This is a genomic window from Bacteroides luhongzhouii, from assembly GCF_009193295.2.
Classification (GTDB): Bacteria; Bacteroidota; Bacteroidia; order Bacteroidales; family Bacteroidaceae; genus Bacteroides; species Bacteroides luhongzhouii.
This window is the reverse complement of sequence record NZ_CP059973.1, coordinates 3,485,739-3,503,456: the sequence shown is the minus strand read 5'-3', so window position 1 is coordinate 3,503,456 and position 17,718 is coordinate 3,485,739. Positions and strand designations below refer to the sequence as shown.

The 17,718-nt window shown below is 42.7% G+C and carries 13 protein-coding genes; 7 read left to right on the top strand and 6 right to left on the bottom strand.

Going from position 1 to position 17,718, the window contains the following annotated elements; translation table 11 throughout:
• Positions 1 to 209 precede the first annotated feature (209 nt).
• Entirely contained in the window at positions 210 to 3,581 is a 3,372-nt protein-coding gene (mfd, locus tag GD631_RS12770; RefSeq protein WP_143257339.1) for a transcription-repair coupling factor, read from the bottom strand.
• A 259-nt stretch (positions 3,582 to 3,840) separates the two neighbouring features.
• On the opposite strand from mfd, the gene GD631_RS12765 reads away from it, so the two are divergent.
• The 5 genes from GD631_RS12765 to GD631_RS22180 all read left to right on the top strand — a co-directional run bounded on the left by GD631_RS12765 (position 3,841) and on the right by GD631_RS22180 (position 7,996).
• Positions 3,841 to 4,584, top strand: coding sequence for a polyprenol monophosphomannose synthase (locus tag GD631_RS12765; RefSeq protein ID WP_143257338.1), 744 nt, complete (start codon positions 3,841 to 3,843; stop codon positions 4,582 to 4,584).
• Positions 4,581 to 5,921 carry a dihydroorotase gene (locus GD631_RS12760; RefSeq protein WP_143257337.1) on the top strand — a complete coding sequence of 447 codons (1,341 nt, stop codon included), beginning with the start codon at positions 4,581 to 4,583 and terminating at the stop codon, positions 5,919 to 5,921. The genes GD631_RS12765 and GD631_RS12760 overlap by 4 nt, the downstream gene beginning before the upstream one ends.
• A gap of 10 nt (positions 5,922 to 5,931) precedes the next feature.
• Positions 5,932 to 6,834, top strand: a complete 903-nt coding sequence (locus GD631_RS12755) for a vitamin B12 dependent-methionine synthase activation domain-containing protein (RefSeq protein ID WP_143257336.1) — start codon at positions 5,932 to 5,934, stop codon at positions 6,832 to 6,834.
• A 68-nt stretch (positions 6,835 to 6,902) separates the two neighbouring features.
• On the top strand, positions 6,903 to 7,415 hold the full coding sequence (locus GD631_RS12750) for an RNA polymerase sigma factor (RefSeq protein WP_143257335.1): 513 nt from the start codon (positions 6,903 to 6,905) through the stop codon (positions 7,413 to 7,415).
• A 5-nt stretch (positions 7,416 to 7,420) separates the two neighbouring features.
• The gene (locus tag GD631_RS22180; protein WP_229067545.1) at positions 7,421 to 7,996 is read left to right on the top strand and encodes a hypothetical protein; all 576 of its coding nucleotides are present in this window, start codon (positions 7,421 to 7,423) and stop codon (positions 7,994 to 7,996) included.
• Between the two features lie 19 nt (positions 7,997 to 8,015).
• Here the strand turns inward: GD631_RS22180 and GD631_RS12740 are convergent, their stop codons facing one another.
• Together GD631_RS12740 and GD631_RS12735 are read right to left on the bottom strand one after the other, a co-directional pair.
• Positions 8,016 to 10,883, bottom strand: a complete 2,868-nt coding sequence (locus GD631_RS12740) for an SbcC/MukB-like Walker B domain-containing protein (RefSeq protein ID WP_143257334.1) — start codon at positions 10,881 to 10,883, stop codon at positions 8,016 to 8,018.
• The gene (locus tag GD631_RS12735) at positions 10,880 to 12,133 is read right to left on the bottom strand and encodes an exonuclease SbcCD subunit D (RefSeq protein ID WP_143257333.1); all 1,254 of its coding nucleotides are present in this window, start codon (positions 12,131 to 12,133) and stop codon (positions 10,880 to 10,882) included. The genes GD631_RS12740 and GD631_RS12735 overlap by 4 nt, the downstream gene beginning before the upstream one ends.
• Positions 12,134 to 12,253: 120 nt before the next feature.
• Here GD631_RS12735 and GD631_RS12730 point away from each other — a divergent pair, with 120 nt between their 5' ends.
• Positions 12,254 to 13,012 carry a lysophospholipid acyltransferase family protein gene (locus GD631_RS12730; RefSeq protein WP_143257332.1) on the top strand — a complete coding sequence of 253 codons (759 nt, stop codon included), beginning with the start codon at positions 12,254 to 12,256 and terminating at the stop codon, positions 13,010 to 13,012.
• 100 nt (positions 13,013 to 13,112) lie between these two features.
• On the opposite strand, the gene GD631_RS12725 is transcribed toward GD631_RS12730, so the two are convergent.
• The 3 genes from GD631_RS12725 to GD631_RS12715 all read right to left on the bottom strand — a co-directional run bounded on the left by GD631_RS12725 (position 13,113) and on the right by GD631_RS12715 (position 16,286).
• Positions 13,113 to 13,589 (bottom strand): polysaccharide deacetylase, encoded by a 477-nt coding sequence (locus GD631_RS12725; RefSeq protein WP_143257331.1) that lies wholly within the window; start codon positions 13,587 to 13,589, stop codon positions 13,113 to 13,115.
• A gap of 165 nt (positions 13,590 to 13,754) precedes the next feature.
• Complete coding sequence (locus GD631_RS12720) at positions 13,755 to 15,509, bottom strand: hypothetical protein (RefSeq protein WP_143257330.1); 1,755 nt, start codon at positions 15,507 to 15,509, stop codon at positions 13,755 to 13,757.
• Between the two features lie 42 nt (positions 15,510 to 15,551).
• On the bottom strand, positions 15,552 to 16,286 hold the full coding sequence (locus GD631_RS12715; protein ID WP_143257329.1) for a DUF4369 domain-containing protein: 735 nt from the start codon (positions 16,284 to 16,286) through the stop codon (positions 15,552 to 15,554).
• 157 nt (positions 16,287 to 16,443) lie between these two features.
• On the opposite strand from GD631_RS12715, the gene GD631_RS12710 reads away from it, so the two are divergent.
• A complete protein-coding gene (locus GD631_RS12710) occupies positions 16,444 to 17,688 on the top strand; it encodes an anaerobic sulfatase-maturation protein (RefSeq protein WP_143257328.1) in 1,245 nt (414 codons plus the stop codon).
• Positions 17,689 to 17,718: the final 30 nt, after the last annotated feature.

Below are 17,718 nucleotides of genomic sequence, written 5' to 3'. Positions count from 1 at the left end.
CGAATTGTAACTAAAAGAGGGGATAGTTCATCGCGTATTATCTCAAAAAATGTCCTCTGCATCTATATTAAAATAATGATGAGCTATTATATCATGCACTCCCATAACATTATTCATCTCTTGTTCTCATTCCTGGCTTATCTATTAGTTTATATAAAACAGGAACAAAGAAGTTGTAAAGCCAATTATTTCTTCTAATTCGTTCTGTGTCAATCTTTCACCGGCAACGCCACAATCTCCTGCAACACACTGACTGCCGTCTCCACATTAGTAACATCTTTAATCAACATACTTCGTCTACCATTCTGCTCACGCAGATCACAGCGCCGGGTATACTTCATCATATAGTCTATCACTTTACCAAAAGCCTTGCTTTGATAGAACGGACTATCCGGATTGGAAACAAAGAACAAGGTCATTCGCCCGCCTTTCAGGAAAATCTTCTCTGCCCCCAAACGAGCTGACAAACGACGTAGAGGAACAATGCGGAGTAGTTCTTCCGTTTCCCGGGGAACCGGACCGAAACGGTCTTCCAAGCGAGAGCGGAAAGCCTCCACATCCTTATCCAATGTCAGTCCATCCAGTTCACGATAGAGCAACATACGCTCACTACTGCCGGTTACGTAGTTGGCCGGCAATAAAAGTTCGAGATCACTTTCTACCTGGCACTCGTCTACAAATTCTTCTCCACTAATTTGTCCTTCACCCTTTATCTCATCGGCATACAGTTCCGCAAATTCATCTGTTTTCAACTCATGGACAGCTTCAGTCAGAATCTTCTGGTAAGTCTCATACCCCAAATCAGCAACAAAGCCACTTTGCTCGGCTCCGAGCAAATTTCCAGCTCCACGAATGTCCAAATCTTGCATGGCAATATGAATACCACTTCCCAAATCACTAAAGTTCTCAATCGCTTGAAGACGTCGTCTTCCTTCGGCTGTCAGACTACTCAACGGAGGAGCCAGCAGATAACAGAATGCTTTCTTGTTACTCCGCCCTACTCGTCCACGCATCTGATGGAGATCACTCAAACCAAAGTTTTGCGCCTGATTGATAATGATGGTATTTGCATTCGGAATATCGATACCACTTTCGATGATTGTGGTTGCCAAGAGCACATCATAGTCATAGTTGACAAAATCCAGAATAATTTTCTCCAGCTCTGTCGGCTCCATCTGCCCGTGTCCGATCGCTACACGGCAATCCGGAATATGGCGTTCGATCATTGCTTTCAGTTCTGGCAAGTTCGCAATCCGGTTATTAACAAAAAAGACCTGCCCGTTGCGGCTCATCTCAAAATTGATAGCATCCGTTATCACTTCTTCATTAAAAGTATGCACTTCGGTCTGAATCGGATAGCGGTTAGGCGGCGGAGTGGAAATCACGCTCAAGTCACGCGCGCCCATCAACGAGAATTGAAGGGTACGGGGAATCGGAGTAGCTGTCATTGTGAGTGTATCTACATTCACTTTCAATTGACGCAGCTTTTCTTTTACGGAAACTCCGAATTTCTGCTCTTCGTCAACAATCAGCAGTCCCAAGTCTTTAAACTGAACATCCTTGCCTAAGATACGGTGGGTACCTATCAGAATACCGACATCTCCATCCTTCAGTCCTTTCAATACAGCTTTGGTTTGTGCGGCAGTACGTGCGCGACTTAAATATTCCACCCGGCATGGCAGTCCTTTCAGTCGTTCGCGGAATGTTTGGAAATGCTGGTAAGCAAGCACCGTTGTCGGAACCAGAACAGCTACTTGTTTATTATCAGTAACAGCCTTGAAAGCGGCACGGACCGCAACCTCTGTTTTTCCAAATCCTACATCTCCACAGACCAGACGGTCCATCGGGCGGTCACTTTCCATATCTGCTTTGACATCGATCGTCGCCTTACTCTGATCCGGTGTATCTTCATAAATAAAAGATGCTTCCAACTCACGCTGCAAGAAACTATCGGGACTATAAGAGAAGCCTTTTTCCTGACGACGCTGCGAATACAATTTAATCAAATCGCGGGCAATATCCTTGATTTTGCTCTTCGTACGTTCTTTCAGTTTCTCCCATGCCCCTGTACCTAATTTATTAAGCCGGGGAGCCTCTCCCTCCTTACCTTTATATTTAGAAACTTTATGCAGGGAATGAATGGAGACGAACACTACATCTTCATTCTGAAACACCAGTTTCAAAACCTCCTGCGTAGTATCGCCATTCGGTATACGCACCAAACCGGAAAAACGCCCGATACCATGATCGGTATGTACCACATAATCCCCCGGAGTAAACTGGTTCAATTCTTTTAAAGACAGTGCTACTTTTCCCGAACGGGCTTTATCACTTTTCAGATTATATTTATGAAAACGGTCAAACAACTGATGATCTGTGAAAATACAGAGCCGTAGTGTGTTATCTACAAATCCGTCATGTATGGTACGCTCTACGGGAGTAAAATTAATTTGATCGCCCCGATCTTCAAAAATAGCCTTGATACGATCCGTCTGCTTCATACTGTCACTACAGATATATAGCGAATAACCCTTTTCCAAATAATCTTTGAAAGAAGAAGCTACCAAATCGAAATTCTTATGAAAGATGGGTTGGGCAGATGTATTGAAAGTAACACTGGCATTCGGTGTTCCGGTCGGTTTGTTACCAAATTCCAATCGGCGGAAATCGAGTGCCCGTACAGTGAATTCACTGCCGTCTATCAGTTTTCCTTCTAATGTAATGCCTCCATTTTCTGCGGCTTCCTGGACAGCTATTGCCTGAGGAGTCAACGCCTCATCATGCACCACCTGAATTCGTTCACGCAACCAAAGAAAATCGCGCATTGCCAGAGTAGTATCTTTCGGGATAAAATCCAGAAAGGAAGTTGTCACGTCTCCCGTCACTGCTAAATCAGGAACAATAGACACTCCACTTTTCTTCTCGCGGGATAATTGGGACTCTACTTCAAAGGTACGGATACTTTCTACTTCATCACCAAAGAAATCAATACGATAAGGATATTCCGAAGCAAAAGAAAAAACGTCGATAATGCTACCGCGAACAGCGTATTGCCCCGGTTCATATACATAATCTACGTATTCGAAGCCATAACTATGCAACACATCAGTGATAAAAGTGGTATCCACTTTCTCCCCTACATTCAGTTTCAGGGTTTTATCGCTCAATTCCTTTCGGGACACCACTTTCTCTGCCAATGCATCCGGGTACGTAACGATACATAGTCCCTCCTCCCCTTTTTGCAAGCGGCTAAGTACTTCGGTGCGCAGAATCTCATTGGCCGCGTCTTTTTGTCCATATTTAATAGAGCGACGGAATGAAGATGGAAAGAATAACACCTTTTCCGTACCCAATATCTGCGTCAAGTCATGATAAAAATATCCGGCTTCTTCAAGATCACCTAAAATAAAGACAAACGGACAACCACCCTCTTGTACCAATACAGAAGAAAAAAGAGAAGCGGCGGATGCGCACAGTCCTCCACAAAAAACAGTCTGAACAGAAGTGTCCTTCAACAAACGCTTTATTACTGCCATATTGGGGTGGGCAGCATATTGTTGTTGCAATTCAGTTATTGTCATACTTATAAAATTTCCCCGCAAAATTACAAAAAAGAATCGCAGGACAGACACAAGTGTGGGAAAGTTTTCATCCCCCAAAAGTTTCTCACCGAGAAACAATGTGTTCCACACCGAGAAACAACTTGTTTCACACCGAGGAACAAACCATTTCACACCGGGAAACAAAAGATTACATTCGGCTCTTCACGTTAAATTTTCCTTAGTTCAGCTATAACTAAAGGAAAAGAACTACTTTTGTTTTAAATTTTATAGTATTTATATGCAGACATCGGATAGCATTGTAATTATCCCTACCTATAATGAACGGGAAAACATAGAAAATATCATCCGTGCCGTTTTCGGCCTTCCCAAAGTATTCCATATTCTGGTAATAGAAGACGGCTCTCCGGATGGAACGGCAACCATCGTAAAAACCTTGCAACAAGAATTTCCCGAACGGCTTTTTATGATTGAACGTAAAGGGAAACTGGGATTGGGCACTGCCTATATTACCGGATTTAAATGGGCACTGGAACACGCATACGAGTATATCTTTGAAATGGACGCCGACTTCAGTCATAATCCGAACGATTTACCCCGTTTGTATCAAGCTTGTTCGGAACAGGGTGGAGATGTATCTATCGGCTCCCGCTACATCAGCGGAGTAAATGTAGTGAACTGGCCGATGGGAAGGGTATTGATGTCGTACTTCGCTTCCAAATATGTGCGGTTCATCACAGGAATACCCGTACACGACACGACTGCCGGATTTGTCTGCTACCGTCGTCAGGTGCTGGAAATGATTGATTTGGATCATATCCGTTTTAAGGGTTATGCTTTTCAGATTGAAATGAAATTCACCGCTTACAAATGTGGTTTTAAAATCATCGAGGTTCCCGTAATCTTCATTAATCGTGAGCTAGGGACTTCCAAGATGAATAGCAGCATCTTTGGAGAGGCCATATTTGGTGTGATTAAATTAAAAATAAATAGTTGGTTCCATAAATTCCCGCAAAAGTCATGAAACGTACACTAATTCAAAATGCCGTTATTGTTAACGAAGGAAGAAAAGTACTGGGTTCAGTAGTCATTGAAAATGAAAAGATAGCCGAAATACTGGTGGGTGAAGAAAAAGCAGCTGCCCCTTGTAACGAAGTTATTGACGCGAGCGGGTGTTATCTCCTGCCGGGTGCCATTGACGAACATGTTCATTTCCGCGATCCCGGACTGACTCATAAAGCTGATATTACCACAGAAAGCCATGCCGCAGCAGCAGGGGGGGTCACTTCCATCATGGATATGCCCAATACAAACCCGCAGACTACGACACTGGAGGCTTTGGAAGAGAAATTCGCTCTATTAGAGGAGAAATCAGCTGTCAATTATTCCTGCTATTTCGGAGCAACGAATAATAACTATACCCAATTTGCACAACTGGATAAACATCGGGTTTGTGGCGTAAAGTTATTTATGGGGTCAAGCACCGGCAATATGCTGGTAGACCGGATGGCCAGCTTACGTAATATATTCGGTGGAACTGATCTGCTCATCGCCGCCCATTGCGAAGACCAGGGAATTATCAAAGAAAATACGGACAAATATAAGAAAGAATACGGAGACGATGTACCTTTGGCTCTTCATCCGCTCCTCCGTTCGGAAGAAGCTTGCTATCGTTCATCCGAACTGGCAGTGCAACTGGCACGTGAAGCAAATGCCCGTCTGCACATCATGCATATTTCCACCGCTAAAGAGTTGAGTCTGTTTTCCAATGCTCCTTTGGCACAAAAAAGAATTACAGCAGAAGCCTGCGTTTCTCATCTACTCTTTACGGAAGAATATTATCAGACATTGGGTGCCCGCATTAAATGTAACCCTGCCATTAAAACTGCACAAGACCGGAAAGCCTTGCAAGAGGCTGTCAACAGCGGTCTGATTGATGCCATCGCAACCGATCATGCCCCACACTTACTTAGTGAGAAAGAAGGAGGTGCATTAAAGGCGATGTCCGGAATGCCGATGATTCAGTTCTCGCTGGTCAGTATGTTGGAGTTGGCAGACAAAGGAGCGTTTACCATCGAGAAAGTGGTAGAAAAAATGGCTCATGCTCCCGCGCAGATGTATGAGATACCAAACAGAGGATTCATCCGCAAGGGCTATCAAGCTGACCTTGTATTGGTACGTCCCGACTCCGAATGGACCGTTACCACAGACTGCATCTTAAGCAAATGCAAATGGAGCCCGCTGGAAGGTCATACATTCAACTGGAAGGTAGAGAAAACATTTGCAAACGGACATCTGTTATATAACAACGGAGAAATAGACGAGACTTATCGCGGACAAGAATTGTTCTTCGAACGATAAATGATAATTTATGATTCTATCTTATAAAATACATACAGTTACCCCATATATCAACTGGATTTACTTTTTCCATGCATGGGGTTTCCAACCGCGTTTCGCAGCCATTGCCAACATTCACGGATGTGACGTCTGCCGTGCTTCGTGGCTGACAACTTTTCCGGAAGAAGAACGTAACAAGGCTTCCGAAGCGATGCAGCTATTTAAAGAAGCCAACCGGATGCTTGATCTGCTCGATCGGGATTATGAGGTAAAGACTATATTTAAGCTCTGCAAGGCGAACGCTGACGGAGATAATCTGGTTATTGAGAAAGAAGAAGACCAGTTCATCACCTTTCCTTTGCTGCGTCAGCAGACGCCCAAAAGAGATGGAAGTCCTTTCCTTTGTCTAAGCGACTTTATCCGCCCGCTTTCTTCCGGCATCCCGGACACCATCGGTGCTTTTGCTTCTTCTATTGACGCGGACATGGAAGGACTGTACGAACAGGACCCATATAAACACTTGCTTGTACAAACCCTTTCCGACCGACTGGCAGAAGCTGCGACAGAAAAGATGCATGAGTATGTACGAAAAGAAGCATGGGGATATGCCAAAGAAGAAAATCTGGGCATAGCGGATTTACTGGTCGAGAAGTATCAAGGTATTCGCCCTGCCGTCGGCTACCCGTCTTTACCGGATCAGTCTGTCAACTTCCTGTTGGATGAACTGCTGGACATGAAACAAATAGGTATTTCATTGACTGAAAACGGAGCCATGTATCCGCACGCTTCTGTTTGCGGACTTATGTTTTCGCATCCGGCTTCCGAATACTTCTCTGTCGGAAAGATTGGAGAGGACCAACTCGAAGATTATACCCGCCGCCGGGGAAAAAGCATCGAAGAAATGCGCAAATTTCTGGCAGCGAATCTTCAATAATCATTATTCTCCTGTGATTTTTCTCCTTTTCTCACGACTAACTAACCAGAAAAGCAAGCATAGATTCCATGAGAGAACAAACAGCAGAAGCTAATCCTCCTATTGAGCAAGAGTTCTTGTCGGTAATCCGCGAATATGAACGGGTGATCTACAAAGTGTGCTATCTGTACGCCAACCCCAATGCTCCGCTCAATGACCTTTATCAGGATGTGGTACTGAATCTTTGGAAAGCTTATCCCAAATTCAGAAAAGAATGTAAAGTATCTACATGGATTTATCGTATTGCCCTCAACACTTGTATCAGTTTTTATCGTAAAGAAAAGAATGTGCCGGAAATAGTCAGTCTCACCAAAGATACTGACTGGACCATAGAAGCACACGACCCGATCAACGAAATGCTGAAACAGCTTTATCAGATGATTAACCAGCTGGGACAACTCGACAAATCAATTATCCTGCTCTATCTCGAAGACAAAAGTTATGAAGAAATAGCAGAGATTACCGGACTGACGGTTACCAATGTAGCGACCAAACTAAGTCGCATCAAAGACAAACTTAAAAGAATGAAAAAGGAGGAATAAGATATATGGAACTGGAAGAACTGAAAAAATCTTGGAATGCCCTGGATGAACACTTGAAAGATAAAGAGTTCATCAAAGAAGAAGAGCTTGAAAAGCTGATAAGGCATGCAGACAAAAGTATCCATGCCATTGCCAGCCTGAACATCAAGCTTATTTTGATTTCTTTGCCGATATTGATCTTATTTTTAGCGGAGGTGTTATTACACAACAGATTGAACCCGATCTATATCATTATCATTTTCGCATGGATTCCCGCACTTTGCTGGGACATCGTCACCACCCGCTTCCTCCAACGGACCCAAATAGACGAGATGCCTCTGGTTGAGGTAATCGGTCGCGTGAACCGTATCCACCGGTGGACCATCAGAGAACGGCTGATTGCTATTGCTTTCCTTCTGATACTGGCTGTACTCTCATTTATCTACTGGCAAGTGTGGCAATATGGAATAGGCATGATAGTCTTCTTTATCCTGTTATGGGGCGGAGGACTAGGATTGATTTTATGGATTTATCGCAAGAAGTTCTTAAATCGCATCCACGAAATAAAAAAGAATTTAAGCGAATTGAACGAATTAATGTAAAAGGAGATAATGGATGTGCTTACCCTATAACGGTAAGCACACTCTTTCCATTCACTTTCTTATGCACTTGCACCTGAACGGAAATTCGTTCACTCATCTCCTGTACGTGAGAAATAACTCCGATTTTCCGTCCCTGCATCTGTAATTGTTCCAGTGCTTCCATGGCCGTACGTAGGCTTTCCGCATCCAAAGAACCGAATCCTTCATCAATAAAAAGAGATTCTACTTTCAGATTATTGCTTGATAAGGAAGACAAGCCCAAAGCCAACGCCAAAGATATCAGGAATGATTCACCACCGGAAAGAGAGTACACAGTCCGTATTTCATCACACATATCACAATCTATTACTTGAAGCGCCAACGTGTCGGGAACCTGTTGTAGCTTATAGCGTTTAGAAAGGTAGGATAAATGCTTATTGGCATGAAGCAACAACAAATTTAAGGTGTAACTTTGAGCTATCACTTTAAATTTCGCTCCATCCGCACTGCCTATCAGTTTATTAAGTTTCGCCCAACGTTCGGCAATCGTCTGTTTCTCTACCAGTTCCTTCGCTATCTGTTCCACGGTTAGCTTATTCTTTGCCTGTTGTAAAAGACAGGCTTCCATAGTAGAAAGGGCACGTTCGGTATTCAGGTTTTCCTCCTGTTGTTTCTTTATTATTTCGGGAAGTTGTTCGGGAGAATCAATCTTTTTATACTGTTCCTGCAACTCTCCGATAGCCAGCGTAATTTGCTTCATCTCTCCTTGCAGACCGGAAAGCCGGTTGTGCACAGCCTCTACTTCTTTGCGTGCTTTCTCCAAAGCCAGATTCAACTCTTTTTCTCTTTTTGCTACGGCAGCTTCCGCTTCATCCGCACTTTTTCCTTTCAACAGTTGCGAACGTTCCTGACGGAGCACATCCAACGCTTTCTCTATAACTGCAAATCTCTTTTGTTCGGCAGAAGCAGCATTCTGCAATAATAACAACTGTTCTTTAGCAGACGATACTTTCTGCATCGCCAGGCGACAGAGAGATACATTCTCACGAAGAGCTTCACAATGCGCACGCATCTTTTTAATTTTTTCATCGCTGCACTGCCATTCTGTATATAGATTACGATATTCTAAAATACGTTCAGCCAGTTCTGCCAAACGATGTTGTATCTGCTCTTCGTTACCAGCATCAATCCCAGCCTTATACAATGCCGCCAACTGTTCTCCGATCTGTCCGTCCACCGTCTTCTGATGCGTCCAATCACGTTGCAAAACAATGCTCCGGTTATTTATCTGTTGGCAGTTTGCTACTGCTGCATTATACTCCTGTTCTATACTCCGGAAAAGAGTATCTACCACCTCCTGTTCCTGATGATAAGGATGCGCTGTGCTACCGCAAACCGGACAGGCCTCCCCTTCCTGTAAGTGCTGACGCAATGCTTTCACGTCTTTTCCTACTGCCATACGTGCATTTTCGTAAAGGCGTTGAGTTACTTTCAATGCGGCTTCTTGCTCTCTCAATTGTTTCAGGCAATCAGTTGTTTCTTTCTCCAACCGTTCTACTTCTGCCTTTGTTTTCGTCTGCGTTTCCGTCAATTGCCGGATATTCTGTTGGCGCGTCAGCTCTTTTTGCAGTTTCATCTGTTCTTCGGCCAATAACGGATATCCGAAAGAGTTTAATCGCAACAACCGTTCTTCATTCGTGTTTATCCCGGCTGTCAGTTTGTTTTCTTCCTGCCGTAGAATTTCTTCCACCTGTTCAAGCTGCAACGCTGCTTCTATTCCTACATGATTCAGCAAACGGTTCAGAGAAGAATGAGAAACCTGTAACTGCTCCGTAGCCATCCGCATTTTTTGCTCTTGCTCCGACACCTGTTTATTAGCGGTCTGTAACATTTGTTTCGATTGTGTGTAACTGTCCTGCTGTGACTGTATCTGCACATCCAGCTGACGGGCTTTCTTCAAGTCCGGCTGTATGGCCTCCCATTGTGCCTTAAAATGCACCAAGCCTTCTTCTTGTGAAGCCAATGCGCCCTGCAACACTTTCAATCTTGCCTGCTCCGCCTGTTCTTCCTGTTGCTTCTTCTTCCAGAGTTCTTCCTGCATTTTTAATGAACGAACCACATTCAGTTGTTCATTCTGCTCTGCCAACAGTTTGATTCCTGTCACACGTTTTTCAGCCAACTGTTCTTTCTCTTTTTGTAAAGCAAGCAATTCTTCTTCCGGCATCAATTCGATCACATTCATTCGATTCTGAATCAAAGTGACCTCTTCCTGTGCCACCTTATTCCGAGCATAGACTTCTTGAGAAATCCGGGAATAAACACCGGTCCCCGTCAACTTCTCAAGCAACTCCGCTTTAGCCGCTCCTTTCGATTTCAGGAATGTCGCAAAATCATTCTGCGCCAATAATACGGTACGGGTAAACTGCTCATACGTCAACCCCACCAGCTCCACCAACTGAATCAACAACTCTTTTTTGGTACCCTGGAATTCTTTCTCCGTATCTAGTTCTTTCACCTCCAGCGTTTGTGGCTGCAAAGAACCGCTTATCTTATTTCTTGTCCGCCTTACCGACCAGCGAGAACGGTAACGCCGTCCGTCAATGCCTAAGAAATCGACTTCTGCATAGCCGTCGCTTGTCCCCCGACGCAATAGATTTCTTACATCGGACTGATTAATCTGATTGTCTCCTACATCTGCCAGGTTCACACTTTCTACCGAAGTTGCGAAACGGGGAGCTTTATCATACAGTGCCAGACATAAAGCGTCTAGTAAAGTAGACTTACCGGCACCCGTAGGTCCTGCAATGGCAAATATACCTGCAGAATGTAATGGTTCTGCCGTAAAATCCACTTCTACCGTCCCTTCTATCGAAGTCAGATTCTTCAATCGTATAGCCAGTATTTTCATTTTTCTTCCTCCTCTTCTTTATGAGTAGCAGCCCAATAGGCTTCCTGAAACAAACCTGTCAGCTCGGCAGGCATTTCTACCTGATAAATCTTTTCAAAGGCAGACTGCGCAATCTGCAAGGGAGACATCTCCTGCAATCCTCTCTTCCAGCTCTCATTTTCTTTCTCCGTATTTTCTACATCGGTGCGATAGGTAGACACAATGCGTGCCAATCGATAATTTTTATCTGCCAATGCCTCCTCAATCTCCTGCCGAAGCATGGGTTCCGGTTCCTCCAGCAATACCTTCACTTCTAAATAAGGAGCTATTTCTTCCGTGTCCGGCAATTCTCTCAAGGCTCCCAACACCACTTCCGGCAAGGCGGGCTCTCCATTCGGCACACTCACCAAAGGAATTAATTTCGGGCATTCCAACCGTTCAATGTCCACTGCACAACCTCCGTCAAAGGTCACCATCACGACTCCATGATGATAATGTTTCTCTGCAAAAGACATCGGAATGGGACTTCCTGCATATCTCACATTCTCCCTTCCCGACACTCGCTGCGCTTTATGTATATGTCCCAATGCCGTATATGCTATCTGTTCGGAAAAAACTTCCGGCGATACACATTCCAGACCACCAATCACTGTACGTTCACTATAATCTTTTTCTGCAATCTCCGATCCTGTAGCCTGCAAATGACCAATGGCAAGAATCGCCTGATTCACCGTTCTTTGCTTCCATAGCCTTTGCAAAAGTTGCGTATAGAGTTCGCGAACTCCCTCCGCGTACGGGTTACCTTCCGTCTGCACAACCGGATAATCCCCCTGGCGCAAAAAAGGGACAGCCATGCAAAGCAGTTCCACTTCCCCTTTCCGGTTCTTCAATTCTACCATCAAATGGTCATAATCAATTTCTCCACCTTCAAGCTTGCGCACTACCCCTCTGACTTCCGTTCGCATAGCCTGCAACAGAGGCAAAGGAGCTTCCAGACGTGCAGCCGAATCATGATTGCCGGCTACAATGACAATTTGCAGATTCGGATTCTCCACAGTCACCCGATAAATAAACTGATAATACATGCTTTGGGATGCAGCGGAAGGGTTGGAAACATCAAAAACATCTCCGGCTATAATCAATGCATCAATCTCTTTCTGACGAATTTCTTCTGCCAGCCAATTCAGGAATACCTCATGTTCTCCCGTACGATCATATCCAAAAAAGGTTTGTCCCAAATGCCAGTCGGCAGTATGTAATATACGTATCATAATTTTATAACTATCTCTACTAACAAGAGGCAAAAATAACACAATCAGAAAGATTATCTCACATCTACCTCTCTTTTTTACCAATAATCATGTATATTTGCAGGATAAAAATCCAACCCTATGAAGATACTGTATTATATTTATCAGATTTGCATCGCTTTACCTATTTTATTAGTGCTGACCATCCTCACGGCAATCGTCACTATTGTAGGTTCTCTCTTGGGAGGAGCCCACTTCTGGGGATATTATCCGGGGAAAATATGGTCACAATTAATTTGTTTGTTTCTGTTGATTCCCGTGAAGATTGAAGGACGTGAAAAGCTGCATGACAAAACTTCCTATATTTTCGTACCTAATCATCAGGGTTCATTCGATATTTTCCTTATCTACGGCTTCATTGGAAGAAATTTTAAGTGGATGATGAAAAAAAGCCTGCGTAAACTGCCATTCGTCGGAAAAGCCTGTGAAAGCGCAGGACATATCTTTGTAGACCGGTCCGGCCCGAAAAAGGTTTTGGAAACCATCCGGCAGGCAAAAGACTCGTTGAAAGACGGAGTTTCTCTTGTGGTATTTCCCGAAGGCGCACGCACTTTTACCGGACATATGGGATATTTTAAAAAAGGAGCTTTTCAATTGGCGGATGATTTACAGTTGGCAGTGGTACCTGTCACTATCGACGGGTCATTTGAAATCCTTCCACGTACAGGCAAATGGATACATCGTCATCGCATGATTCTGACTATTCACGACCCTATTCCTCCCAAAGGAAAAGGCATGGAAAATATCAAGGCAACCATGGCAGAGGCATACGCTGCTGTTGAAAGTGCCCTCCCGGAGCAACATAAAGGGATGGTGAGAAACGAAGATCAGGACCGATAGTCAGTACATAATATCTAATATGAATGTGGGGATACTCACGCACCCCCACATTCCTAACCAGTTTTATGTATCAAACTATTAAATTAAGAAATTCAGATATTTATATGTTTTGTAAGGTGATGGTTTGGTTTGACATCATTTGCAATTCTTGAAAAGTCAAATTAAAACCTTTATGAATTTCTTTTTCTAAATTCTCTAATGAGAAAGATTCATTTTTTATACCATTAATCTTTCCCCTAAACCGATTATTATAATGTTTGCGGAATGTATCCGGAGTGACCAAGCCTCCAAGGCCATAATCACCCACTACAATCACCGGTTTTCGGCGTAATACCCCTTCATAGGCGGTAATTCCCGCGCCAATAATTAAATCGGCTTCTTCAATCAGTTTACCTGTTTCACTCTCGGAGGATAGATAATCCACCTGATACTCTGAAAATTTACTTAATAGAACTCCTATTCTTAACCTTGTATTAGAATTTGCTATTCCGACAACAATATTGGCTTTTTGTTCTATCAACTGCAATTCGTTACCTCTCCATGAAGAGGTAGTAGATAATTCATTAGGATTTTTCATATAGCTACTTGGTTTTTGTTAGGTCAAAAGTACGGCATGAATCTGAAAACACAAAAAAAGTCACCCGGACAAAATCAGCGCGTCGGATTTCCCATAAGACTTTAAAAATCAATAAAATACAAATTTAAATTCTAGTACTGACCCGGACAATTCATTTTTTATTTATCAAAAATCCCTTAAAAACGCATTTAAATCTTCTTGTGAAGAAATGCCTAACCGGCCTTTCAGCCTTCCTTTTGCCTTAGTTACCGAGTCGGAAGAGGTCTGGAAAATACGAGCCAACTCTTCATTGGTCAGTCCGAATTTAAGGAAACAACAGATTTCAAGGTCATGTTTAGTCAATAAAGGAGCTTTGTCAAGCAATCGGGTAACATAATTAGCATAGAGTAAATCAAACAGGCTAAACAATTTATAGCGCTCTCCATTAGACAATTTGCCTCTCAATGTTCCCTCTTTGATAGCAAGCAGTAATCGAAAAGCAGATATGTACTGTTCGGAAGACGGTCCGACTGTTAACTCTCCTCCTAATTCTTTCAACAATCCCGACAAGGTTTTGTTCTGCATACTCAAAAGCACAATCTTTCCATTCAATTCGCCTACCTTCATTCGATTTTCTTCGAGTATGCGGTTCTCTTCCAGCACTTGGTCTTTTAACTCCTGGATTTCTTCCATCTCCTGCTGGTATCGCTTTATCTCCTCTTCGTTATCTCTAATTTGGGATTCGATCTCTGCAATCTTCTTTCTATGATTTTTATTTTTGTAGTAGTAATAACACATATAGAAAGCTACAATCAGGAAAACAATCGTACCGCAAAACAGAAAAACCGTACGGTGCATTTTCATTTGCAAATTATCACTCCGGAGTTTCTCGTTCTCATACTGTTTTTGCAGTTCTGTTATCAACTCTAGAGAATCAACTTCATCCAATACGCTGACAATAGAATCTGCTTTTTCATGATAGGTAATTGCTTCTTCAAAATTATCAATATCTTTTTCCAGAAAGTATAAATTGTTGTATGCGTCAATACGGGTATACTCTTTAGAGGAATTTATACTCATCTTAAAGTATTTCCTGGCATTCTCCACATCCCCCATTTGTATATACAAATATCCCAGAGACATACACTCTACATATTTCCTTTCTTCATCCGTTTCTTTTTCATAAGCAGCAAGAAAATAGCACTCTGACTTCTTCAGCTCGCCCATAGAACGATACAGTATACCCAACTCATGTAAAATGGAAACTTCAGACAGATACTGTTTTTTCCGGGCCAAGTCTAAAGCATAATTATAATAAAAATAGCAACTATCCCAGTTATTCTGAAACAAATAAGCCCGGCCTATATTTTGCCCGGCTCTAACAATACCTGAAGAATCTTTCAACTCTTTATAGATAGCGTATGACTCCTGAAAATTCTTCAACGACTCCTGATATAATTTCTTTTTCCGATTCACCATCCCTATCTCATCAGTAGCCATGGCGAACATCTTGCAACATTGAATCTTCTCGAACATTTCCTTTGCCGAATACAGGAATGACAAAGCCTCTTCATCTTTGCCCAGTTCACGCATCACTCTTCCATAATAATACTGCGCTTTAGCACGCATGGCGGAGTCACCACGCTTTACAGTGTAATAATTCAGTGACAGTGCAATCAACGAATCAGAAGTGAACTTCACATAGTTCTGATCCATCGCCTGCGTCAATAAAAGCGCGTAATCTGCCTGCGACTTTCCACGTAGTTTTTCAGGATGAGGGATTGACTTTAACAGATACAGAGCCGTATCCGGAAGAGATTCCATGCACATCTCGATCTTCTGGAATGCCGCATCGGAGGCCTCCGAATCTCTATGACAAGAAACCGATAAGACTAAAATAAAAAAGAAAGCGGCGTATACCGAAACAGTAGTCGTTTTCATTTTACTTGAGTTTTATGCAAAAATACACAAAAAACTCAAGTATTACTTATTTGTTGAAGCATTTTGTTCCAATCGTTGATGTTCTTCTATCAACTTCATGTTTTCTTTTGCCTTAGACAGAAACTCTCTGACCAGCTTATTATCTTTGAAAGAGTAAGGAGCATCCTTCATAATATCATCAATCTGCGGAGTCATAATGGGATAGGGCAAAGAGCTGCAAAGCATCATAAATACACTGGGCCCCAACACATTTTCGTAATTGTCGGAAATGAACGTTTTCACATACTGATTCATCGCTTTCATCAGTGAATCTCCTTCTACCACCAGCTGACTGTGAATCTCATCCAGATCCCCTCCATCCAGTACCATACGGGTTTCTTTCTGCTCCAGTTCGCCTATACTTTCCTCCAATTGGTTTCTTTTGCTGATAAACTCGTACAACGCATTATTTAAAGAGGTTCCCACTGCCTTCAGGTCCGTATTGCTGATAGTAACTGTTATTTTTCCACTTTCCAGGACAATCGGCATAATGCTTTCTTCATCCATATAAAGTGTCACCATCTGTACGGAATCTATTTTTCCTTTCATTGAAAACAGACCATGCACTACTTCAGCAGAATCCAGCTTCACCCACTCACCGTCACGCAGGGATTTAAGATACAACATCTTTCCATCCAGGCTATTCACTGAAGATGTTCCTTCAATCTTGTACTTACTAGTACAGGAAGCCAGAAACGGAAGCAAAAGCAAAAAAGGCAAAATTTTATTCACGTTCATTTATTCATTAAATTCTGTGCACAAAGGTACAACTGATTCAGAATTCAAAGAAACATTTTATCAATATTTAAATCTTGTAAGACTCTTTTCTTTAATAATCCTTATAAACATAGGTGTAAGGCTATTTTTTTCATTTAGTTTATCTAATTTTGCAGCCATGAAAACATCAACATTTGCCCCTTTTGCAAAACCGCTTTATGTAATGGTAAAGCCTGTAGGTGCCGTATGTAATCTAGCATGCGATTATTGCTATTATTTGGAAAAGGCCAACCTATACAAAGACAATCCGAAACACGTAATGAGCGATGAACTTCTGGAAAAGTTTATCGACGAGTACATTAACTCACAAACCATGCCACAGGTACTTTTCACCTGGCACGGAGGAGAAACGCTGATGCGACCGCTCTCCTTCTATAAAAAGGCAATGGAACTACAAAAGAAATACGCCCGCGGACGCACGATTGACAATTGCATCCAGACCAACGGAACCATGCTCACTGACGAATGGTGCGAGTTCTTCCGTGAAAACAATTGGCTGGTAGGTGTCTCTATCGATGGCCCCCAGGAGTTTCATGACGAGTATCGCAAAAACAAATTGGGAAAACCTTCTTTTGTGAAAGTAATGCAAGGCATCAACCTTCTGAAAAAACACGGAGTGGAATGGAATGCAATGGCAGTTATTAATGACTTTAATGCAGAATATCCGTTGGAATTTTATCGTTTCTTCAAAGAAATCGGTTGCCAGTATATCCAGTTCGCTCCCATCGTTGAACGTATTCTTTCGCATGAAGACGGACGTCATCTCGCTTCTCTTGCCGAAAATAAAGCCGGAACACTGGCTGACTTTTCAATCACTCCGGAACAATGGGGGAACTTCCTCTGTACTCTTTTCGATGAATGGGTGAAAGAAGATGTAGGCAAGTACTATGTGCAGATATTCGATTCTACCCTAGCCAACTGGATGGGTGAACAACCCGGTATATGCACGATGGCAAAGACTTGCGGACATGCCGGTGTAATGGAATTCAACGGAGACGTTTATTCTTGCGACCACTTTGTATTTCCCGAATATAAGTTAGGTAACATTTACAGTAAGACACTGGTGGAAATGATGCATAGCGAGCGTCAGCACAACTTCGGGAACATGAAATACCAGTCTCTCCCTACTCAATGTAAGGAGTGTGAGTTCCTGTTTGCCTGCAACGGGGAATGCCCGAAAAATCGTTTCAGCCAAACGGCAGAAGGTGAACCGGGATTGAACTACTTATGCAAAGGTTATTATCAGTTCTTTAAACACGTAGCTCCTTACATGGACTTTATGAAAAACGAACTAATGAATCAACGTCCGCCTGCTAATATCATGGAAGCACTGAGAAACGGAGATTTAAAAATTGAATACTAACAAATCATACATTCTAAATTTTATCATTAA